26 protein-coding genes are annotated in these 21,806 nt (G+C 39.6%); 12 read left to right on the top strand and 14 right to left on the bottom strand.

From position 1 onward, the window contains the following. The first annotated feature begins 44 nt into the window (after positions 1-44). The 7 genes from uxaC to AAC000_RS12315 all read left to right on the top strand — a co-directional run bounded on the left by uxaC (position 45) and on the right by AAC000_RS12315 (position 7,356). Positions 45-1,478, top strand: coding sequence for a glucuronate isomerase (gene uxaC / locus AAC000_RS12345; protein ID WP_339723094.1), 1,434 nt, complete (start codon positions 45-47; stop codon positions 1,476-1,478). Between the two features lie 336 nt (positions 1,479-1,814). Continuing rightward, complete coding sequence (locus tag AAC000_RS12340) at positions 1,815-2,300, top strand: gluconokinase (RefSeq protein ID WP_339723093.1); 486 nt, start codon at positions 1,815-1,817, stop codon at positions 2,298-2,300. Next, positions 2,297-3,586 (top strand): lactate racemase domain-containing protein, encoded by a 1,290-nt coding sequence (locus AAC000_RS12335; protein WP_339723092.1) that lies wholly within the window; start codon positions 2,297-2,299, stop codon positions 3,584-3,586. Before AAC000_RS12340 ends, AAC000_RS12335 begins: the two co-directional genes overlap by 4 nt. 39 nt (positions 3,587-3,625) lie before the next feature. After that, positions 3,626-4,831 carry a LarC family nickel insertion protein gene (locus tag AAC000_RS12330; protein WP_339723091.1) on the top strand — a complete coding sequence of 402 codons (1,206 nt, stop codon included), beginning with the start codon at positions 3,626-3,628 and terminating at the stop codon, positions 4,829-4,831. Between the two features lie 27 nt (positions 4,832-4,858). Continuing rightward, entirely contained in the window at positions 4,859-5,659 is an 801-nt protein-coding gene (locus AAC000_RS12325; protein WP_339723090.1) for a hypothetical protein, read from the top strand. Then, positions 5,652-6,323, top strand: coding sequence for a nickel pincer cofactor biosynthesis protein LarB (larB, locus tag AAC000_RS12320; RefSeq protein ID WP_339723089.1), 672 nt, complete (start codon positions 5,652-5,654; stop codon positions 6,321-6,323). Before AAC000_RS12325 ends, larB begins: the two co-directional genes overlap by 8 nt. Before the next feature lie 325 nt (positions 6,324-6,648). Continuing rightward, positions 6,649-7,356, top strand: a complete 708-nt coding sequence (locus AAC000_RS12315; protein ID WP_339723088.1) for a FadR/GntR family transcriptional regulator — start codon at positions 6,649-6,651, stop codon at positions 7,354-7,356. A 132-nt stretch (positions 7,357-7,488) separates the two neighbouring features. Here the strand turns inward: AAC000_RS12315 and AAC000_RS12310 are convergent, their stop codons facing one another. The 3 genes from AAC000_RS12310 to AAC000_RS12300 all read right to left on the bottom strand — a co-directional run bounded on the left by AAC000_RS12310 (position 7,489) and on the right by AAC000_RS12300 (position 9,489). Continuing rightward, complete coding sequence (locus tag AAC000_RS12310) at positions 7,489-8,445, bottom strand: hypothetical protein (protein WP_339723087.1); 957 nt, start codon at positions 8,443-8,445, stop codon at positions 7,489-7,491. Positions 8,446-8,556: 111 nt separating this feature from the next. Further along, the gene (locus AAC000_RS12305) at positions 8,557-8,751 is read right to left on the bottom strand and encodes a CPXCG motif-containing cysteine-rich protein (RefSeq protein WP_339723086.1); all 195 of its coding nucleotides are present in this window, start codon (positions 8,749-8,751) and stop codon (positions 8,557-8,559) included. Between the two features lie 78 nt (positions 8,752-8,829). Further along, complete coding sequence (locus AAC000_RS12300; protein ID WP_339723085.1) at positions 8,830-9,489, bottom strand: glutathione S-transferase; 660 nt, start codon at positions 9,487-9,489, stop codon at positions 8,830-8,832. 148 nt (positions 9,490-9,637) lie between these two features. Between AAC000_RS12300 and AAC000_RS12295 the strand changes: the two genes are divergently transcribed. Further along, positions 9,638-10,075 carry a DUF3010 family protein gene (locus tag AAC000_RS12295; protein ID WP_339723084.1) on the top strand — a complete coding sequence of 146 codons (438 nt, stop codon included), beginning with the start codon at positions 9,638-9,640 and terminating at the stop codon, positions 10,073-10,075. Positions 10,076-10,179: 104 nt separating this feature from the next. Here the strand turns inward: AAC000_RS12295 and AAC000_RS12290 are convergent, their stop codons facing one another. Both AAC000_RS12290 and AAC000_RS12285 read right to left on the bottom strand, forming a co-directional pair. Further along, a complete protein-coding gene (locus AAC000_RS12290) occupies positions 10,180-12,030 on the bottom strand; it encodes a choice-of-anchor I family protein (protein WP_339723083.1) in 1,851 nt (616 codons plus the stop codon). Positions 12,031-12,223: 193 nt separating this feature from the next. After that, positions 12,224-12,769, bottom strand: a complete 546-nt coding sequence (locus AAC000_RS12285; protein WP_339723082.1) for a helix-turn-helix transcriptional regulator — start codon at positions 12,767-12,769, stop codon at positions 12,224-12,226. Between the two features lie 170 nt (positions 12,770-12,939). Here AAC000_RS12285 and AAC000_RS12280 point away from each other — a divergent pair, with 170 nt between their 5' ends. Further along, on the top strand, positions 12,940-13,386 hold the full coding sequence (locus AAC000_RS12280) for a hypothetical protein (RefSeq protein ID WP_339723081.1): 447 nt from the start codon (positions 12,940-12,942) through the stop codon (positions 13,384-13,386). Positions 13,387-13,401: 15 nt separating this feature from the next. On the opposite strand, the gene AAC000_RS12275 is transcribed toward AAC000_RS12280, so the two are convergent. The 8 genes from AAC000_RS12275 to AAC000_RS12240 form a co-directional block, all read right to left on the bottom strand. Continuing rightward, positions 13,402-13,872: a Rid family detoxifying hydrolase gene (locus AAC000_RS12275; RefSeq protein WP_339723080.1), complete on the bottom strand. Its 471-nt coding sequence runs from the start codon at positions 13,870-13,872 to the stop codon at positions 13,402-13,404. Between the two features lie 242 nt (positions 13,873-14,114). Then, a complete protein-coding gene (locus AAC000_RS12270; protein ID WP_339723079.1) occupies positions 14,115-14,438 on the bottom strand; it encodes a hypothetical protein in 324 nt (107 codons plus the stop codon). Between the two features lie 149 nt (positions 14,439-14,587). Continuing rightward, positions 14,588-15,058 carry a Rid family hydrolase gene (locus tag AAC000_RS12265; RefSeq protein WP_339723078.1) on the bottom strand — a complete coding sequence of 157 codons (471 nt, stop codon included), beginning with the start codon at positions 15,056-15,058 and terminating at the stop codon, positions 14,588-14,590. Positions 15,059-15,077: 19 nt separating this feature from the next. Then, positions 15,078-15,620: a hypothetical protein gene (locus AAC000_RS12260; protein WP_339723077.1), complete on the bottom strand. Its 543-nt coding sequence runs from the start codon at positions 15,618-15,620 to the stop codon at positions 15,078-15,080. 177 nt (positions 15,621-15,797) lie between these two features. Next, positions 15,798-16,151, bottom strand: coding sequence for a hypothetical protein (locus AAC000_RS12255; RefSeq protein WP_339723076.1), 354 nt, complete (start codon positions 16,149-16,151; stop codon positions 15,798-15,800). Between the two features lie 25 nt (positions 16,152-16,176). Continuing rightward, positions 16,177-17,175 (bottom strand): cytochrome d ubiquinol oxidase subunit II, encoded by a 999-nt coding sequence (cydB, locus tag AAC000_RS12250; RefSeq protein WP_339723075.1) that lies wholly within the window; start codon positions 17,173-17,175, stop codon positions 16,177-16,179. Then, on the bottom strand, positions 17,172-18,548 hold the full coding sequence (locus AAC000_RS12245; protein ID WP_339723074.1) for a cytochrome ubiquinol oxidase subunit I: 1,377 nt from the start codon (positions 18,546-18,548) through the stop codon (positions 17,172-17,174). The genes cydB and AAC000_RS12245 overlap by 4 nt, the downstream gene beginning before the upstream one ends. 58 nt (positions 18,549-18,606) lie before the next feature. Next, positions 18,607-19,158 carry a MarR family transcriptional regulator gene (locus tag AAC000_RS12240; RefSeq protein WP_339723073.1) on the bottom strand — a complete coding sequence of 184 codons (552 nt, stop codon included), beginning with the start codon at positions 19,156-19,158 and terminating at the stop codon, positions 18,607-18,609. Between the two features lie 451 nt (positions 19,159-19,609). Here AAC000_RS12240 and AAC000_RS12235 point away from each other — a divergent pair, with 451 nt between their 5' ends. Next, complete coding sequence (locus tag AAC000_RS12235) at positions 19,610-19,963, top strand: DUF1428 domain-containing protein (RefSeq protein ID WP_339723072.1); 354 nt, start codon at positions 19,610-19,612, stop codon at positions 19,961-19,963. A 110-nt stretch (positions 19,964-20,073) separates the two neighbouring features. Here the strand turns inward: AAC000_RS12235 and AAC000_RS12230 are convergent, their stop codons facing one another. After that, positions 20,074-20,496 (bottom strand): MarR family transcriptional regulator, encoded by a 423-nt coding sequence (locus AAC000_RS12230; RefSeq protein WP_339723071.1) that lies wholly within the window; start codon positions 20,494-20,496, stop codon positions 20,074-20,076. Positions 20,497-20,579: 83 nt separating this feature from the next. Between AAC000_RS12230 and AAC000_RS12225 the strand changes: the two genes are divergently transcribed. Beyond that, positions 20,580-21,035 (top strand): hypothetical protein, encoded by a 456-nt coding sequence (locus tag AAC000_RS12225; protein WP_339723070.1) that lies wholly within the window; start codon positions 20,580-20,582, stop codon positions 21,033-21,035. 16 nt (positions 21,036-21,051) lie between these two features. Continuing rightward, positions 21,052-21,777 (top strand): siderophore-interacting protein, encoded by a 726-nt coding sequence (locus tag AAC000_RS12220; RefSeq protein WP_339723069.1) that lies wholly within the window; start codon positions 21,052-21,054, stop codon positions 21,775-21,777. Positions 21,778-21,806 lie beyond the last annotated feature (29 nt).

Genomic DNA, 21,806 nt, shown 5'->3' with positions numbered 1-21,806 from the left:
GTTAAACGAACGGACAATTTTTAGAATTATTAAATGAGAACGCTATGAGCCGAGCAGATAACCTTTTCACCTTACATCCTGACCGTTTATTTAGCAGTAATTCTGTTGAACGAGACATTAGTCGTGCTTTGTACAATAGTGTTAAAGACTTACCTATTATTAGCCCTCATGGCCATACTGATCCCCGGTGGTTTGCTGAAAATGATTGTTTTAATAATGCCACTGAGCTGCTAATCATTCCCGATCACTATGTGTTTCGGATGTTATATAGCCAAGGAATAACCTTAGAAAGCCTTGGAATTCGCGCCTTTGATGGAAGTAATAGTGAAACTGATTACTTAAAAATATGGAAGGTGTTTGCCCGACATTATCATTTATTTCAAGGCACGCCATCGAGGGGCTGGATGGACTATGTATTTTGTGAAGTATTTGGTTTTGAAATCGAATTAAATGAAGCCAATGCTGAGTATATTTTTGATACTATCAATCAAGCCTTAGCCACTGACGCCTTTCGCCCTAGAGCGCTACTAAAACGTTTTAATATTGAGTTGTTAGCCACTACAGAAGGGGCAACAGATACATTAAGCCATCATGCCAAATTAAAAGGTACTGGGCTGGATAAAACGGTCATCACTACATTTAGGCCCGATGATGTAGTTGATCCACAAATTAGAAATTTCAGCAAAAACATGCAAACACTTGGCACCTTAACGGGCGAAGATGTGTATTCATGGCAGGGCTACTTAAATGCATTACGTAACCGCCGCGAATTTTTTAGAAATCACGGGGCAACTGCGACTGATCACGGCCATGCTACACCCTTAACTGCCGATTTATCTGCAGTTGCTTGCGAAGCGTTATTTCAAAAGATCATCGCTGGTGAAGCCTCGGCTCAAGAGCAAGAGCTATTTCGTGGTCAAATGTTAACTGAAATGGCCGGAATGAGCTTAGAAGATGGCATGGTGATGCAAATTCACCCAGGGGTACACAGAAATCATAATACAGCGGTTTTTCAACGTTTTGGTGCCGATAAAGGCTGCGATATTCCGGTGGGCACTGAATATGTGAACAGTCTCAAACCACTCTTATCTAAATACGGTAATGAAAAAGAGTTACGTATTATCCTCTTTACCCTTGATGAAGATAATTATACCCGTGAACTTGCACCGCTTGCCGGACATTACCCTTGTTTAAAACTGGGTCCCGCATGGTGGTTTAACGACTCGCCTGAAGGGATGTTGCGATATCGTCATCAAGTCACAGAAACAGCGGGTTTTTATAATACTGTTGGTTTTAACGATGATACCCGCGCATTTTTATCGATTCCGGCAAGGCATGATGTCGCAAGAAGAATTGATTGCAGATTTTTGGCTCAGCTAGTGGCCGAGCACCGCATGACAGAAAGTGCCGCATTTGAATTAGCCCATGATTTATCTTATCGATTGGCAAAAGAAGGTTATCAAAACTGTTTGATTTAATCGGTTTGAGAATCATTCGATATACATACTGCTAGTGGACAGAAATAGTGAAGGAAGAGTCTAAGTGTTTATTTTCTTAAGCTTGAAAATTCGCTTTAGTGGCGTAGTGCTAGACGAGCACTAAGACATGTGTTCTTTTTAGGTTTTTCAAAGTGTGGTGGTCAAAACACCCTTGATAAAAATGCTTCGACCATTAATGCCTTTATCTCTAGTCATGTTATTTAAATTAGTGGCAGTCAGCTATATTTTGGCGAACAGTGGGCTTTACTTAAGTTTTTTGGGTTTGTACTAGTTTTATTGCTGAGAACAACAGTAATAACGAATGAGAGAGTGTGTATGATCTATATTGTAATGGGCGTAAGTGGTTGTGGTAAGTCCACAGTAGGGAAAATGCTCAGTGAAAAATTATGTATACCCTTTTATGATGCAGATGATTACCATTTTCCGGAAAATATTAAAAAGATGGCAAATGGTATCCCATTAACGGATGCAGATCGTAAGCCTTGGTTAACATTGTTGGCGGATAAGATTAAAGAGTGGGAAAGAGCCGGTGGTGCTGTATTGGCTTGTTCAGCATTGAAACAAATTTATCGTGACTATTTGTCATCAACCACTACAGATGTAGTCAAGTTTGTCTATTTAGAAGGAGACAAAGCTCTATTGCATTCTCGCTTAACCTCTCGAGAATCGCATTTTATGCCAGACACCTTGTTGGATAGTCAATTACAAACATTAGAGCCTCCTGTGGATGCCATAACCGTTTCAATTGCCCATCCTTTAGACGCAATGCTGACTCAAATTTTAAAGGAAGTGAACTTATGACTTATCCAATACATTGTGTTGACACAGAGAACACTTTATCTGATGACAATTTAAGACATATAATCGATGACTTTATTGCGCAAAAAGCATCCAAAGCAAAGCGCATCTTAATTCTGCCACCTGACATTACCCGATTTTACTCAAAGGCAGGGTTTATTACTGCTTACCTATACCAGCAATTAAAAGACCAAGCAGAAATCTTCTTTTTACCGGCTTTAGGTACCCATGAGCCTATGTCGGACAAAGAAATTGATGGCATGTTTGGTACTGAAATTCCAAAGGAATTGTTTTTACCGCATTTTTGGCGTACCGATGTAGTCAAGCTTGGTGAGATATCCGCAGCTCGCATCGCTGAGTTATCTGACGATAAGCTTAACTGTTCAATGGAAGTTGCAGTTAATAAATTACTGCTAGATAAAAAGTGGGATCTGATTATTTCCGTTGGGCAAATAGTGCCCCATGAAGTGATTGGCATGGCCAATTACACTAAAAATATATTAGTAGGCACAGGTGGAGAAGACACTATTCATAAATCGCATTTTTTAGGCGCGGTTTATGGCATGGAACGTATAATGGGACGCACCTATACGCCGGTTCGCAAAGCGTTAAACGAAGGTTTTGACACTTACCTTCGCCACTTGCCTATAGAATTTATTTTGACTGTACTAGGCAAGAAAAATGGAGAGCTAGCGCTGCAAGGGGTTTTTTGTGGAAATCAAGATGACACCTATGTAGAGGCCTGTAAATTAAGTCAACAGCTGAACTTAAATCTATTAGATAAACCGATTCAAAAAGCCATAGTATTTTTAGAGCCCGCTGAATTTAAAACTACTTGGTTGGGTAACAAAGCGATTTATCGCACACGCATGGCCATGGCGGATGATGGCGAATTGATTATATTGGCGCCAGGCCTACATCGTTTTGGTGAAGATATTGAAATTGATCAATTAATACGAAAATACGGCTATAAAACCACAGATGAAACCTTGGCTGCGGTTAATGAAAACCCTGAACTTGAAAATAATCTGTCAGCGGCAGCACATTTGATTCATGGCACTGCAGACAATCGTTTTAAGGTGACCTATTGTCCTGATGACGGTGTCACTAAAGCAGAAATTGAATCCGTGAATTATCAATATTGCCACTACAAAGACATGCTTAAACGTTACCCCATTGAAAAGATGGAAAATGGCTGGAATACCCTCGAAGATGGAGAAGAGGTGTTTTATGTCAGTAATCCTGCATTAGGTTTATGGGCAACAAAAGACAACTTTAATAATCAATAGTTTGTTGTTCTTACATTCATTCCCAGTGGTAGCAATTTTATGGCTTTTCAGTGTAAAAATTTACATATTCATCTTGATATAGTGGGGGGGATTGCTGGTGATATGTTTATCGCAGCAATCTTGGATACCTTTGAGGAGTTGCAATCTGAAGTGCTTGAAGCCGTTGCAATGGTGTTACCTGAAGAGGCAGGCACAGCAAAATTATTCCAAGGATTAAACTCTGGCATAAGTGGCTTGCGTTTTCAGTTGGAATCACTGGCCGCTGAAAAACATACTCATCACCACGAACACAGTCATCATCATACAACCTATCAGTATCTATGTCAGTTGCTGAGGCAGAGTTCCCTTGAGGCCAAGGTTGTTGAAGTGGCGATTGACATATTCACTATTATTGCCAAGGCAGAAGCTAAAATTCATAGCAAGACCCTAGAGGATGTGCACTTTCATGAGTTAGCCGATTGGGATTCTTTGATGGATGTTGTAGCAAGCGCCACTATCTTAAGTACGCTTTCCCAATGTTCTTGGAGTATTTCAAAGTTACCTTTGGGTGGTGGTTTAGTCCAAACTCAACATGGCCTTATTCCGGTTCCTGCCCCAGCAACAGCTGAAATATTAATGGGATTCGATTTTTTTGATGATGGCATTCAAGGGGAGCGTATTACCCCAACTGGGGCTGCAATTTTACGTTATTTGTCTGATAAAGCATTAATAACTCAGCCACAACAAGGGGTTTTAAGGGCCACAGGTTATGGTCTGGGAACGAAAGTTTTTCCCGGTATGCCGAACATTTTACGTGTTATGACATTTGATAAACAAAAAAAGACTGATGAACAACAAGAGACAGTGGTGCTAATAGAGTTTGACGTGGATGATATGACCGCTGAAGAGTTGGCGTTATCGGTTGATTTGATTAGAGCCTACCAAGGTGTTGTTGATGTGGTGGTGCAGACTGCCAGAGGCAAAAAAAATAGAGCTGTAGAATTAATTCGTATTTTAGCTAACAGTGAATATTATCAAACAATTATTGATTATTGTTTTCTACAAACCACTACTATTGGTTTGCGTTATCGTTTTGAAACTAGACGGTATTTGAATAGAGAGCTTCACGATATTGATGGCGATGCCTACAAAAGTGTGACACGCCCAGATGGCAGTCAAACCATAAAAATAGAGCATGATCAGTTAGCCTCAATCACGACCTTACAAAAGCGCCGAATGAAAAAAAACAAGATAGAGTCGTCTTAGCTAAGTCACTATCATTAGGTATTAATTATGACATCCATAAAAGTCAAAGAGCTGGTTGCTTACTTTAATCAGTTTGAGCGTTTTTCTATCGCAGTGAGTGGTGGCATTGACAGCATGTTATTGGCTTATATTGCTAACCGTTTTTCTAAAGCTAAGGTTAAGACAGTACATGCCTTCTCTCCAGCGGTGCCAGAAGCTGCCTTGGAGCGAGTGAAAGAGCATGCCAAACGTTATCAATGGGATTTACAGATTATCAATGCCCGCGAATTTGATGACCCTAACTATATCAACAACCCGGTTAATCGTTGTTATTTTTGCAAAAGTAACTTGTATACGAGAATTTCTGAGCATAGCCAAGGTGTGGTTTTTTCAGGTACTAATTTAGATGATCTAGCGGATTATCGTCCGGGATTAGAGGCGGCCAAAGAACAAAATGTTAAACACCCTTATGTACAAGTGGGTATAGATAAAACCACAATATACGCCATAGCAAAACACTATGGTTTGAATCAGTTGCATGTATTGCCAGCACAGCCTTGTTTAGCTAGTCGTGTGGAAACTGGGATAAAGATTAATGCAGATGATTTGGGGTTTATTAATCAAATGGAAGAAAAAACACGACAACTACTACCCGAGATGAAAAATATTCGTTGCCGAATTACTCATCAAGGAACCTTTCTAGAAATAGATGTGTTACCAGAGAATACGCTTTTTCGAGGTTTATCAAATACTCTAAGCAGTCTGTGCGAACAGGAAGGGCGCATATTTTCAGGCATTAGAACCTATCAAAAAGGGTCTGCATTTATTAATGGTGTTGCCCATGGATAATTTTGTTTGGGATAAAGACCGAAAGTCTCGTACCGGTGTAGCGGAAGCGATTTTTTGTGTGAATAAAAACTTGGGTGATTTGTGTGACATTATTCACTTTAATTTGAAGCATAACACAGCAGTACTGCTAACCCGATTGGCTCCCACACTATGGAAATCCTTACCTGCAGAGTTAAGCCAACATCTTGATTATGATGAAGTTTCTCAAACTGCCATGCTTAATGTTGACCAGCAGACAGCGAAACAAACTGGAGTGTGCATTGTCTCCGCTGGCACATCAGATTTAGCTGTCGCAAAAGAGGCACAACGCACCTTACACTTTAATGGTTTTGAGGCCCCTATTTATGCAGATCTTGGGGTAGCGGGTTTGTGGCGTTTATTAGATAAAATAGACGACATCAGGCAACATAACATCATTATTGCATTAGCTGGAATGGAAGGGGCGTTATTCAGTGTGCTGGCAGGCCTTGTTAGCGCCCCTGTTATTGCTGTTCCTACCTCTGTTGGTTATGGCGTGTCTGCTGGTGGTAAGGTCGCCCTAGACAGCGCCTTGTCATCCTGTTCACCTGGAATATTAACAGTCAATATCGATAACGGTTTTGGTGCGGCCAATGCGGCCATAAAAATAATGAAACAATTTGCTCCTGTGAAAATCCGATCCTGATAATAGGTGTCGTTCTTTTAGACTTGATTTTGAGTATCTTTCATGGGGATGGATTTTGTGGTCATGGCCACACAACATTTAGGATAAATATTCGTTCCCCTCAAACCCCAAGTTACTGGTAAGGCCAATTATATGCATCAATAATAATTGATGTAAATCAGCGTTAGGTTAACTGCTGTATTAGGGGATAGTTGTATTAGAACCAACGAAAGCTAAGGTGACTGCAGTATTGGTAAACTGGTAAGGTGAATTTACTAGAGTTGTTGTAATATGCGATAAGAAAACGGCTGATACTATCTGCCAATCAGAGTTGGAGAGATCGAAAATGAAAGGACTTGATCAATTTCAAGTAATTACCACAGATAGGCTTTATGTAAAAATTGCTGAGCAATTACGAAGTTTAATTGAAGCAGAAGTGTACAACCCAGGGGACCGATTTCCGGCTGAACGTGCATTAGCTGAAAAGTTAGGTGTCAGTCGTCCAACCATTCGTGAAGCTATGATTGCCCTTGAGATTTCAGGAATAATCGAAATACGCAGCGGATCGGGTATTTATGTGTCAGACAAAAAAAGTGTACCCACGCTTCAGCTGACTGATAAAGGCATAGGCCCGTTTGATATATTAGAAATGCGTTATGCACTAGAGCCTGAAATTTGCGCTTTAGCTGCGCAAAGAATTACTGATGAACAAATTCAGCGTTTAAATCAACTTATTAAAGAAATGGAAGTGGAAGAAAAACAACCTAATTCTTCTGAAAAAGCCGATGGAGAGTTTCATATGCTGATAGCAGAAGCTTCACAAAATAGTGCCATGTATCAATCGGTTAAATGGTTATGGGATTTAAGAAATAAGTCTGTCTTAAGTGATTCTTTTTTGAAAGTCATTCGAGAAGAAGGCGTACATCCTTCGATAGATGATCATAAAAAAATAGCCAGTGCCTTAGCCCAGAGAAACCCAGAAAGAGCTCTGGTGGCAATGAAAAATCATATTGATAACGCGACGGTAAATGCCGCAAGACATTTTGAAAAATAGTAGCGTAAATCCTAGCCAAATATAAAGGTTGTTGTGGGAGTAGCGAAGTTTGAAACTAGAAAAACAGCATTGCTTATACATAAAATGGCCGAGTCTTTAAGAAGGTTAATTTCTATTTGTAAGAGCAGTCTTTTATAAAATTTCTTCAAGACTATACATATTGCCTGCTATATCACGGGCACTGCTGGTGGCTATCTCACCTAGGGGGATTTTGGCAGGGCCGGTTGGCTCCATTAATAAATAGTCCAAACCGTTTATATCTAAGGTTTGTTCGTCAGTTCTAAATGGCAAAACCACACCTAACAATGCATGATTAGGTAGGTAAACCATGGTCATTTTTACGTCTGGCAATAATGAACGAATGAGGCTTGCCATCAATACGGTTTTACTGTCGCAGTCGCCATGGTTATTGGCCACCACAGACAGTGGGGGTAAGTAACCCGCTCCGTTAGACGTCACTCGATTTTTTAACTCATTATAGGGGATACTCTGTACCCAACTGAGCACTAAGTTTACGTAAGCACGGGTCTCACTGTTGCTAGGCAGTTTGTCATACACAGCCTGTGCTATTGGCAGCAAAGCGGCTTGGTTTTCTTTAATATAACGCAAGTGATCAGGTTTGATGCCTTCTTGGCCTAAATGTGAACGAAACTGACTGTAATAATTATCACGTAGATATTGCTCGAGTGCCTTTGTTTTACTTTGCTGCATTGACCGTTGCCACCTTTGTAAAAGTTTGTCTGATCTGCTGCTAACTAGAATACTAATATCGTTGCCTCGACGCTGAATTTGTACTCTGGCTTCTCTAGGGTCGATTTTACGTGCCGCTTTGTGCAATTCAATATAGACATATTGTTGGGCAAGTTCAGGAATGAATTTTTTATGATTTTGTCGATTCAGTTGTCGAGCTGGTAATGTGAAGCTTAAGTCTCTGCTGACTTCTTGATTATCAGACCAGCTGTAATTAAAAATTAACTGGTTATCTTGTTTTGACTTATTAAAGGCTAACTGTTGGGCAATGCCAGAAAGATGAACTGTCAACAACGCCATTGTTAATATTTTAATTGAGTTGCGAACTATTCCGATCATAATTACGAAGTTATCTTATAGGCAATCAAACACCTTTAGGTTATCACCAAGTAAACAAAAACAACAAGTTGCCTTGGTGACTTTGAATTGGTTTATTAATCCACCTTTTGGTTATTCACTGTCAGTAGTTGCAATAATATTGAACTTGTCATGAATACCAGCAGTAACCACTATTTCAATAGGTGAACAACAAATTCGGCAGTCGACAATTTGTTGCTGATTTAAATCGTTGTCCTCATCAATTTCAATGTTGTTGGTGACCATACAATAAGGGCAACTAAATTCTGCATATGCGGTTAGGCTCATTTTTTCTTCCTTAAAAAAGCTATGATTCAATTACTAGCTAATACAATAATAGCTCATTAGTGGCCCCTTGCTGAAACCTTAACTGTGACTGGCGAGATATTTTTGAAATGCGACATTCGCGAGTTTTCTATCGTCAGCAATTTTTATCACATCTTCTCGTTGATTTAATTGACTTAATAGTTGTTTCGCACCTGGTGCCATTTCAAGTAAATCTATAGCAAATAATTTTTTAGCAACCGCTGCTGCTAAGTCAGCACTATAAAGAAACACTATATCTGCCGCCGTTAATTGCTCGCCTGCCAGATAAGGATTGAATTGAGCGCAGCGCGCCAACCCTTCGATACCTTTATATAAAGCGCGTTTCACTTCTTTTTTTGTCAGCTCATCGACTTTTTGTCCAAAAAACGCCTCTGAGTGACAACGTCTGGCGGGTAGCTCTAAATATAACTCTGCCATTTTGACTAATTCTCTAATCTTGGCTTTTTCAAAGGTATTGCCTGGATATAAAGGTTTGTCTGGATAAGCTTCGTCTAGATATTCGAGAATGACATTGGTTTCAGTCAAAATTCCATCTTCGGTCTCTAGGGCTGGGACTTTACCCATTGGACTTTTACTTAAGTATTCTGCTGATTGATTGGGATAGAGAATGACGGTTTTATAGTCAATCCCTTTTATTGCTAGTGCCAGTTTTATCATATTGAAGTAGTTGCTGACATCAAAACCATACAGAGTTAACATTTTTATTCCTTAGTATTCGATATTTAGGGCTGTTGTATGTTGGTACAACTCAGTAATTGACTCAACATCGTTTTATTGATGGTTTGCTATCACTGATTATTTGGATTTAAGTTATAATCCTCACATTCAAATTTAAGGGTAGAGAGTTATGCGTGTAATCGGTGTTGAATTAAGTGGTAATGATGCAAATGTGTGTTTGTTGTCTTTGGCAGATGAAGTGTTTCAAATTCCAGATTGCCGTACCCGTAAATTAACCTTGCCCAAGGATGCAAAGGCCAAAGATTTACGTTATTTTCAAAAAACTTTTGGGCAATTAGTGAAAGACTACAAAATTGACGAGATTGTTATTCGACAGCGTCCCATGAAAGGTAAATTTGCAGGTGGCGCAGTTGGTTTTAAATTAGAAGCGGCATTAGAATTGTTGAGTGATGTAGAAGTGGTTGTATTGTCACCTACTGCGATAAAAGAATCGTTAAAGCGTAACCCAGTACTCGTACCTATGCCTGAAACTGGGTTGAAAATGTTCCAAGAAGTAGCGTTTAATACGGCGTATGCCTATTTGATGAAAGATAAATATGCCCTCTAAGGGCCGCGTTATTTTAGACAACAACAAAGATTAAAAAGCGGCGTTATTTACAGAAATAACGCCGCTTTTTAGTGCAGTAAAAACTAGCCTAAACTAGCTAACATTTAGTTCTCAGTAATTTGCCAAACCGACACTGTACCGCTCACTTCATTACCAATAATGACCAAAGCGTTGCCTGTTGGGCTGTTAGTTGCGTCAACAAACACCATGCCTTCAGGGGCGCTGTCACCTATTATGTCACCACCTTCGGTAAGGTCACGGTTAATCACATAATCAACAAACTTAGCGTCATAAGGGTTAGTAACATCATAAACAAAGATCCCACCCAAACGTTCCATTCCAATAAATGCATAGGTTTTATCACCTACTTGGCCAACGGTTAATGCTTCTGGCTCAGGCCCTTTGTTAGCAGAACGTGAATCACCTTCATTTTCATCGTTATTGTTATTAAACTCATTGCCATGAATCGATGCTGTAATACGCTCAAAGTCATCACCCGAATCAAATACCACTAAGCCGTTACTGTCCCAGATAGTAAATGAACGCGCGCCGTAGGCGTATAGCGCTTCATATTCGCTATCATTGTCACTGTCACCCAATGCTGTGGTCACTGTTAAGCGCCCAAGTGGGTAAGCAGTAAAGTCAAAGTCTTCTGGATCATCACCGGCGATAGTTTCAAGGTTCGAGCCTGGCGCATAGTCAAGACGTCGCCCTTGGGTTTCGTCAGTGTAAGACAAACAGCCGTCATCTTCGTCAAAGTCTTGTCCACCGGCCGCGTCGCATAAATCTTCGTCTTGTTCGCCGTCGACATTTAAGGTGTCAAAGAAGTATTCCCGTGCATCACCTTCGTTTGCGGTCAATAAAAAGTTAGCGTCTTTCCACTGATATGAGGCAATAGTATCAGGCATGTACATACCGTACAGATCGTCATATTGACCAAAACTTACAGTGCCATCTTCCATGGCATCAATCTGAAAATCACTCCAATCTTTAAAACCAAGGCCTATGACTTTTACACTATTGTCGGTTAAATCAACAATGGCTAAACCGTTGTTTTCTTGTAATGTGACATAGGCAAGGTCGTTAGTAGTGGTGATGTATTCTGGCTCTAAGTCTTGGGCCACTGTAGTGCTGATTAACGTGCCATTGATAGTGCGACCTGATGGATTAGGGAAGTGCATGCCCTGTGCTTCAAGTTCAGCTTGTTTGCCATTGTAGTCAGAAAAACTAATAGTGGTTGCTGTGTCGCTGGGTGTGCCATTTGCAATAGTAATAACTGATATCGATCCTTCTGGGTCAATATTGTAATCTCCACTGGGCTCACCTTCATTCGCCGTTAATACTTTGCTGGCGTCCGGTGTAAAAGTGACCATATCGGGTAAATTACCTACTTCCACTGCTTTTACAAAAGTGGGCGAGGAGGTATCAAGGCCGCTATAAAACAATACTAAACCATTGGTGGCTTTATCTGCGGCAGGAACGGCCACAGCCATCCAGTTTCCAGAAACTGCCACGCTGGTGGGGCCAGCTAAAGCTACGCCATTTAGCTCAGTAGGTAAGACTAATGCCGTAGATGTTAGATTTTCGTTCGATAAAGGATTAGACAAAGCGTCAGAGGTCAAAGATGAGGCATCAATCACTTCAATGGTTGGCTCATCTGCGGCACTATTGATTGCATAGATAGTGTTGGAGGCAGGGTGAAACTGCACAATTTCCGCAGCACCTTCTGGATCGCTGGGGTTAAGTTGAATTCGCCCCACTAAACTCAGGCTGATACCTGCATTGGCGTCTTGACCATCACTGCCATTAACGCCATCTACACCAGGAGTACCCACTTCACCTTGAGTACCAATCGCGCCAGGTTCGCCATCATCACCTTCTAAGAAACAACCCGTTAGAGATAAGCTCATTGCCAAGGCAAGGGCAGAAAACTTAGAACACTTCACTACTTGCATCACTTTTTCCTTTATATGCTGTTTTGATTAGATGCAGCATATGAAAGTGCGATGACATTAATGTGAAAGAGAAATGACAGCTTTATGACATTCAAAAGTCGTTTATATGAATGGTTAGTCAAGCCAAGTGCTTCTACATTAACTATTTTGGAACTTGTTGGTTCAGAAAATTACCACTATCCGTTTACTTTTGTCATTTGATAACATATGACCAGTTGTCTCGTACAACCGCGCATATTGCAAACGAAGCTAATAAAAGCCCTATGGCTTTTAACCAATTGTTTTCGGCACGGGGAATGTTTCGTGCTCCAATTAACGAGTATTGGTAGGGAATTTTGGCAAATACTTCATGGTAGCTTTCACCTAGATACTGGTCTGTAACATGAAAACTCACAACATTGGATGTGTTCAAGTTTTCAGCTTTGTAGGTGTAATAGGTTTGATGAAAAAATAATTCTAGAAAGCCACTGCTTAAAATGAAAAAACCTACAATAAAAGTGAAAAAGTAGCTTTTTTTCAACGAGGGTTTAGGTGCTGTTTCATTGAAAAATGACTTAAAACTAGAATCTGGCAAACCATATGCTAATTGGATTTTTTCCAAAACATCCAGCGAGGGAACCAATTGGCTATTCTCTATTTTAGATAAATAAGATTGTTGAATACCAATCTCGCGAGCTGCAAAAGCCTGTGTCCAGTCTTTCGACTTCCTTGCATTCCGAATAAACTCACCTATTTCCATATCGCCTAATTATTGTCATTTTCATTGATTAAATTATTCCCGAAATTCGTCGAAATGAATAGGGGCAATCAAATATTCATTAATATGAATATCTTGAATATTAGTTACTTAGCTTTAAATGCTGACAAAAAACTTTATGCTTTGAGACACTCAAATCAAAGGAGCAAATAATGGAATTTTTGACTAAAACCTTCTTGCCTATTCTGTCGCTAACGATCTTTTCAATATCGCCTGTATTGGCTCAAGAGATGATTAGTTATCAAGTAAAAATATATCAACTTCCCAAAGGTGATATTGCTAGCGTTGAAATGGTTGAATTGATAAAGCGTAGTGATTTGATACATCAACCGACTTTACTAGTTAAACCAAATGAAGAGGCCAAAATTGAAATAGGAGTTCAAGACATACGGACTCTTGAGATAGCCCTTAAATCAGATCTTGAGTCGACTTTTTACGCCGTCTCGATTAGTCAAAAACAAACCAATGTTGACGAGGTTCAGGTTATGAGTTCATCTATTCCAAATATCAGTATGGGCGCTGAGATGCATTGGAGGGTATCAAATACAGACTGGCGCTATTTTATTATGATTAAGGGTGAAGTAGTTGAGCACCCCTGAGAAGTGTAGCGAAGTCTATTTGGCGCCAAAGGCTCCAATACATTCCACTTCAACTCGCGCGTTCAATGCTAAACCGTTTGTAGCAAAAGCACTACGAGCTGGAAAATGTTTTGGGAAAAAGTCTTTGTATACTTGATTAAAGGCGGGCCAATCCTTTATGTCTGCCAACATTACTGTGCATTTTACTAAGTTATTCATGGTTAAATTATGTTTAGCTAAACTCGCCTGAATATTCTCCATGGTTTGTTTAGTTTCATTTTGGATGCCGCCTTCAATCAGTTTACTGGAATTAGGCTGGGTGCCAATTTCACCTGATAAAAATAACAAATCACCCACCCGAACCGCATTTGAAAATGGGTAATGGTTATCAATATTTCGTTGTGACGAAAAATATTCTATGGGCTCCGCAATGGTTTGTTGCGAAAAAAAGATGCTGATCAACACAGCAAATAAGTATGGGGTTGTTCGCACATTTGAGTGTTTCATTATGGCTCCTTATCAGATGTTATTAGTTGTAGTTTTACTTTTCCTTTTCCTGCTAGTTATACCGTAAACCACTATATAAACTATGAACGTAGCGATGAACCCCATAACACTCCACTTTGTAGCTGTGGCATAGCCGGCTAAATTTGCAATTTTTAGGTGCTTATTAGGGTAAGTACTCAGTAAGTACATTAAAAGGGAGTTTTCAGTTAAATCAAAAAGTACCACAGAATAAGGAATAAGAATCATTTTTTAGAAAATGGGATCGCGAGTTTTTTATAGACCAAAGCAAATATCATTGTTAATAAAGTGCCGTAATAAATGGGATAGGCCAGATCAGCAGTAAATAATCCAATGATATATCTGCCACGAGTAGCTTCGCCATAACTCGTTAACATCTGATAGAGGGTGTCATGATTATACCAAAAGAGTAAGACGAGTGGCTCCATGTTGCCGGTATTAATAATATTGGGTAACAAATACAAGGGAAATATTAAATAGGTCACACACATAATCATAATCAATTGAATGTTAGTGACTCTGAAGAACCAAGCAATAATATTTTCCATAATGTGCTACTACCTAAAATGATGAATTCCTTAATGCTTATCATCTATCTAAAGCGAGCAAAAAATCTAGGAGGAATGCCTCTTAATCACAATTTAATACGAGTATTTAAATACACATCCTTATTGAATCAAATATATCTGAGCAGTCATTATTGACTACTAAACGCGGCAATACATTCTAACTCAAGTCGTGCATTTAGGCCTAAACCGTTAGTTGCAAAAGCGCTGCGAGCAGGAAAGTGTTTGGAGAAGTAGCTTTTATAGACTTCATTAAAAATAGGCCAATCTTTTATATCCGCTAACATAGCGGTGCATTTTACTAAATCGTTCATAGTTAAATTATGTTTCGCCAGACTCGCCTTAATATTCTCCATGATTTGTTTAGTTTCATTTTTGATGCCACCTTCAATCAACTGACTTGAATTGGGTAGGGTGCCTAACTCACCAGATAAAAATAATAGATCCCCCACGCGAACGGCATTTGAAAATGGATAATTGTTTTCAATATTTCGTTGCGACGAAAAGTATTCGATTTGCTCCGCTAACGTTGGCAGTGACAAAAAGACGCAAATCAAAACAGTAAATAAGTAAGGTATCAATCGTAATTGAGTGGATTTCATCATTGTTCCATTGAAGATGTTATGGTTTGTGACCTATCGCTTTTCTACTTCGTATACCAAAAATAACGATATAAATTATAAAGGTGGCTATGACCCCAGATGCACCCCATTTTATTGCGGTGATATATCCCGCTAGATTTGCAATTTCTAAATGTTGACTCGGATAAGTACTGAGTAAAAAAATTAAAAGTGAGTTCTCTGTTAAGTCAAAAAGTACCACAGTGTAAGGTATAAGGATAAGTTTTCTAGAAAATGGGATGGAAAGTTTCTTAAAAACTAAGGCAAAAATCATAACCAATAAAGTGCCATAATAAAAAGGATAAGCAAGATCTGCAGTAAATAATCCGATGATATATCTGTTACGAATAGCTTCGCCGTAATTCGTTAACATCTGATAAAGGATGTCGTGGTTATACCAAAAGAGTAAGTCGAGTGCTCCAACGCTGCCGGTATTAATAATCTTGGGTAACAAATACAATGGAAAGATTAAATAAACCATACACATGATGATGATTAATCGGATGTTTGTGACTCTGAAAAACCAAGCAATAATATATTCCATTACGGTCGACTTCCTTAGATGATGAATCCCTTAATACTTATCATCTATCTAAACCTACTGAAAAATCTAGGGGTAGATGGCTTTTAAATACAAATAATTTTTAATGCCTAAGAAATAATATTTATTGAGCGACTTAAGACAGTGGCCCTGTTGACATTACTTGACCACGAATATTGACTAGGCGACGCTTAAATAACTGAGCACACTCACGCTTAAAAACGCTACCCAAGACAGATGTTTACCTTTGGTAAAAAATGCCGCCATTGCTGCGCTGAACAATGAAATAGCTGCAATAGAATATAAAAATAGCGCACTGTGGTAATTATCAAAATACAGTACTGCAGCGATGCCAAGCCAAGTAATTGAAGTAATATGCCAAGCAAACCTAAGTGTGCTTTTGGTAAATTCGTCACCGCCCATTAGTTCAGGGAGTTTGTTTCTACTAAACAAGCGAATGAGAATATACCTTTCCCCTAAATACGAATGGGCAATGGCTGTTATTAACAAAATAATGGCGGCTGCTGCGAGCATCTTTTTAGCCTCTAATTAGGTGAACCTAGTAATACTTTAGATCCTGTACTTTTCCCCAAAACACCCGATACGAAAATACGGTGTAACCCAATATGCAGGGAATAACGATTAATGCGCCATACAAAATAAAACGCAATGACTCAGGGGCACTGGCCGCTTGCCAGATCGTGACTTTACCGGGCACGACATAAGGGTAAAAACTAAAGGCTAAGCCACAAAAACAAAATACATAAATGACTACCGTCATGAAAAAAGGCAACCAGCAGCCACTGTCATCCTTTAGAGGTAATTTTTTGAGTACTAAATGCCCAATATAAAATAAGGTAAAACATACAAAAGGCACTATCACCATAAAATAAGCAAAAGGTGGGGTGGTCCAGCGTTCGAATACAAATTGATTGATCAAGGGATTCACAATGCACACCGCCAAAATACCCAAAAAGCTGATTTTTCCTGTTAACTTGGCCCATTCTAACGCGCGCAATTGTAACTCGTCTGAGGTTTTTAATATTAGCCAAGTACTGCCAATTAAGGCGTAAGCACAGGTGACTCCAAATGCGCTTAATATTGAAAACAAATAGGCTGTGACAGAGTCTTCAAAACCCATCACAAAACTCCCCAACATATATCCTTGTGATGCCGATGCGATACATGACCCGAGTTTAAAAATTTGATTCCAACGGTGTTTATTGACCTGGGCTACTTTAGCTCGAAAATCGAATGCAACGCCTCTTAGTATCAAGCCCACTAACATTATGGCTGATGGGATATACAAGGCTTTTAGGATGACATTATGTGCCGTTGGGAAGGCTATCAATAGTAAACCCACAGCCAAAACTAGCCACGTTTCATTGGCGTCCCAAAACGGCCCGATTGATGCGATCATTTTATCAGCTTGCTGATCGTTGTTAAGGGGTAACAATATGCCCACGCCAAGGTCATAACCGTCTAAAATCGCGTAAACTATGACTGATAAAGCCATAAGCCCAGCAAAAATAACCGGTAAGTTCACGTCTGCAATCATGATAATTCTCCGGCAGTGTTAGGTGTTTGACGAAAGTATTTTTGTTGCAATCGTTCTTCAGGTTGGATTTCTTCTATTTCAACCGCTTTTCGCGCCATTAAAAACAGCGTGTGTAAATACGCAATTAACAGCACAGCGTACACAGACAAATACAAAATAAAGGTAAAAATGACGTTTTCAGGGGCAATGTCGGTGACCGCATCTGAGGTTTTTAGTAGGCCTGAAACCAAATAAGGTTGGCGGCCAATTTCTGTTACATACCAACCCGCTAAGGTGGCAATCCAACCTGAAAAACTCATTGCGATCAGGCTATATAAGATGCCTTTACTTAAGTGCTGCTTACGGATCAATTTGACACTGGTGAACCAAGCAATGACTAGCATTAACATCCCAATACCTACCATAATACGAAACCCATAAAATACCGGTTTTACCGGCGGGTGTTCGCCAATAAAGTCATTTAGACCTTGTACCTCTCCTTCTGGATCGTGTGTCAAAATGATGCTGGTGAGCTTGGGGATGGCTATTTCAAAGTGGTTGCTGCGGGTTGCTTCATCGGGAACGGCAAACATTAACATTGGCACTGCTTTTTGTGTTTCCCATATACCTTCCATAGCGGCGACTTTTTGTGGTTGATGTTCTAAGGTATTTAAACCATGTAAGTCACCCACAAATATTTGCAACGGCACCAGCAGGGCTGCAACAAAAACGGCGGTTTTGAGTGCCAGTCGAGGGGCTTTTTTATTGTCTCCGCGGATAATACGGTAGGCAGAAATTCCCGCTATTAAAAACGATGCGGTTAACGCTGAGGCCAATAACACATGACTCAAGCGGTAAGGAAAAGACGGGTTAAAAATGATGCTCCACCAATCTACCGCGTGGGCAACACCGTCACGCATCTCGAAGCCTGTGGGAGTTTGCATCCAAGAGTTAAGGGCAATAATCCAAAACGCCGAGAGGGTTGTTCCAACCGCCACTAATAAGGTGGCCAAAGTATGTAACCAGTTGGGCACTCGGTGCATGCCAAATAACATCACACCTAAAAACGTGGCTTCTAAAAAGAAAGCGGTGAGTACTTCATAGCCTAGCAATGGCCCAGCAATATTACCTACTGTCTCCATATAACCCGGCCAATTAGTGCCAAATTGAAACGACATAGTAATGCCGCTCACAACTCCCAAGGCAAAGGTAAGTGCAAATACTTTGACCCAAAAACGGTAAATACGCATCCACACTGGATGGCCACTAAGGTTAAAACGTAATTTAAAATAAAATAAAAACCAGCCTAGGGCTATGGTGATGCTAGGGAATAAAATATGAAAACTGATGTTGGCCGCAAATTGCAGGCGAGACAACAGGAAGACGTCAGCCATGGGACACCTCAATTGTATTTAAAAGAATGAGTGGATTGTTTGTGGACTGCAGGGCAGCTTATTCGTTACTACGTTTTAATAATTTGTCTTTCATATCCAATACTTTGCCTACACCCGAACCTAACTTCATCAAGGTTTCTAATTTTTCAGGACTCAAACGTTGTAACTCGCTTGACCACTTAGTGATGCCTTCTAATAAGTCGTGTACTTCTTGCAGTTTTTGCTGAGCATGTTGTTCTTCTGCATTGGCTGGCGTATCGAGCAGTATGTCTCTTAACAAAGAAAGGGTAGGATCCATTTCTCGCTTGCGGCGTTCTTCGAATACCCTATTCGCCATATCCCAAATACTGCCATTGGTTTGAAAATACTCTTTTCGGTCTGCAGGTTTATGATGAAGTTGAATCAATTGCCATGACTGTAATTCTTTTAACCCCATGCTCACATTGCCGCGGGAAATACTCAAGGCTTCAGCAATTTGATTGGCGCTAATAGGATCTTTAGTGATGACCAGCAAGGCATACATTTGCCCAACTGTGCGGTTAAACCCCCAGCGACTGCCCATTTCACCAAAGTGCATCACGAAGGTTTCTATCATTGGTGTCATTTTCATTATTTAAACATTCTAAAGTTTCAGTAATTATTGAAACTTTAGAATGTTTAATGATCTAAGTCAATATATAGTTGCTTAAAAAGAGTAAATGAAGCGTATTTACCAGTGCCTAGGTGTATGGTTTTTAGCCACTTAAACCTTAAGTCTGACTGGCCAAATACCTTCAATATGGGATTTAGTGGCGGTTGAAGATCTTGCTTACTTAATGGTATTTAAAGATGCTGCTGTAAAAGTGAGTGATTCTATGACTTTTGATCTCCAGAGATTTTAGACAGCCGAAAAATTGAATACAGTAAGTGTCTTAGTCAATCGAGAGCACTTATTAAACCTTTTACCTAAATAGTGAAAAAGGTGTATAAGGATAGTAATCTTAACTGGCTGAACTTGTTTTGTCGGCATTTTGGGATGTTTGCAAAGCCTTCATCAGCAGAGTAGAAACTAGGAGAGTAATATGTCGTACATTGATGCCTTTGTGGCCGCAGTTCCAACTAAAAATAAAGAAAAATATATTGAGCATGCAAAGCTTTCTGGCGTGGTATTTAGGGAGCACGGCGCATTAAAGATTACCGAAGCTTGGGGAGAGGATGTCCCAAATGGGGAAGTGACATCTCTTCCAATGGCGGTCAAATGTGGCGATGATGAAACCGTGGTTTTTTCTACAGTGGTATGGCCGTCAAAGGAAGTTCGCGATGCTGGCTGGGCAGCGGTGATGGAAGATCCTAGAATGGATCCTGAGAATAACCCAATGCCCTTTGATGGTAAGCGTTTAATATATGGTGGTTTTGACATACTTTTAGGTGAGTAATCACTCGATGATAAGTACGCAATAAACGGCCAAATAGATGCGTTAATAATAAGCGATAAAGAATCTTGAAGTAGGCATGGTATCTCATCATGCCATTATACTCTGAGGTTTTAGTCTATTTGGCTTAGGTTGTTTTTAAGCTTCTGGCTTACCTCAACAAAGTTTGCAATTTGCTCAGGGGTGAGTTCATGTATCATTTTATTGAACACCTTTTTTTCGGCCTTTTTAAACACCTTAATGATTTTTACGCCTTTTTCTGACAAGACCAAAAACTGACTTCGTTTGTCATTTTCATTATCAATTTTTGTAATTAATTCCTGACTAATCAACTCTTTAATAAGCCGATTAATTTGTGCTTTATCACGCCCCATAAAATCCGCTAGTTTTTGACCTGTGCAATTTTCAATTTTTGAGATCACTTTGAGTGATTTGAAATGCATAGGAGATAAACCCAATGCATTGAGCTTTATTTCCTTTTGCATATTGATGCGTACCGTATGCACTAAGTTAAAAAGGGCTTCACTTAATTCCATTTTTCCTCCAAATAAATAGTTGACAATATCAACCAAATTGAAATATAGTTGACTTTATCAACTATATTTCAATGAGTTTTACTATGCAACCTAAATTAAAAAAACGACTCTTTATGCTTTTAGTCGTGTTGACTTTAGTTGGCACCATGACAGCAATTATGACTTTGGCTAATCTAGCACCATCAGAACCTTTTTTGAGTGTTTGGATCAGCTCTTTTGCCTGGGTAAGTTTTGTTTTATTACCAATTGGCGCATGCCTATTCACAACGCTCACGAAACTGTTTGATCATTTTTTCCCCTCTTGGTCAGATTTACAAAAAAATCTATTACAGGGGATTTTAATGGCGGTAATAATGGAAGCGCTAATGGCTGTCATTACGACCTTAAATAGCCATCCCTATCACTCTTTGGCGCAATTTTCTGATTTCGTTTTCACTAGTTTATTTTATGCATTGCCATTAGGGCTTTGTTTTTCTTGTTTTATGTCGTTAGTTATTAAGCCAAAACTTCAACGTCATCTAACTAAGGTTTCAATTTAACCTTTCAGGAGGGAGTATGGGTCCAACTATGCGTTTGACAGAGGTTTTATCTGTGAGTGATATATCACCCCACATGAGACGTATTATTTTAACAGGTGATTCGCTTAGCGATTTTCCTGAAAATAAGGAAAGTGCCCATGTTAAAGTGATTTTCCCTAATCCAAATTCAGATAATAAAGAACCTAAATTAGGTATGTATCTAGGTTTTAAGAAGTGGATGCGTTCTTATACCATCCGAGCTTTTGATAAACAAAACTTAGCATTAACTATCGATTTTGCGGTAAATGATCATCAAGGCTTAGCAGCTAATTGGGCGCTGGGAGCTAAAGCAGGGGATTATCTTGGTATAGCAGGCCCCGGTGATACCAAACACCCTGATTTATTTGCGGATAACCATCTGTTTTTGGGGGATATAACCGCATTACCGGCTATTGCTGCCACATTGGAAAGGTTACCTAAAAACGCAGTGGGCCATGCTTATATACAAGTACCAGATAAACAAGATATTCAATGCTTTACCGCCCCACAAGGGGTCGAAATTCACTGGTTAGTTACGCCTAATAAGTTAACCGATAACTTTTTGAAAGGGCTTGAAGCATACGGAAGTGAACTAAGCGATACCGCTATTTTTATTGCTGTTGAGGCAAGTGTTGTTAAACAACTTAAGTCTCATCTCAACACCAATTGTCGTTATGATAAATCGAAGTTGTATGCCAGTGCATATTGGAATCAAAAAAGATGATCCCAATATGGGTATATTGGTTGTTGCTA

Origin of the sequence: uncultured Paraglaciecola sp. (assembly GCF_963977085.1) — a bacterium.
Classification (GTDB): domain Bacteria; phylum Pseudomonadota; class Gammaproteobacteria; order Enterobacterales; family Alteromonadaceae; genus Paraglaciecola.
Note: the sequence above shows the minus strand (reverse complement) of the source record. Positions and strands in the feature narration are given on the sequence as shown.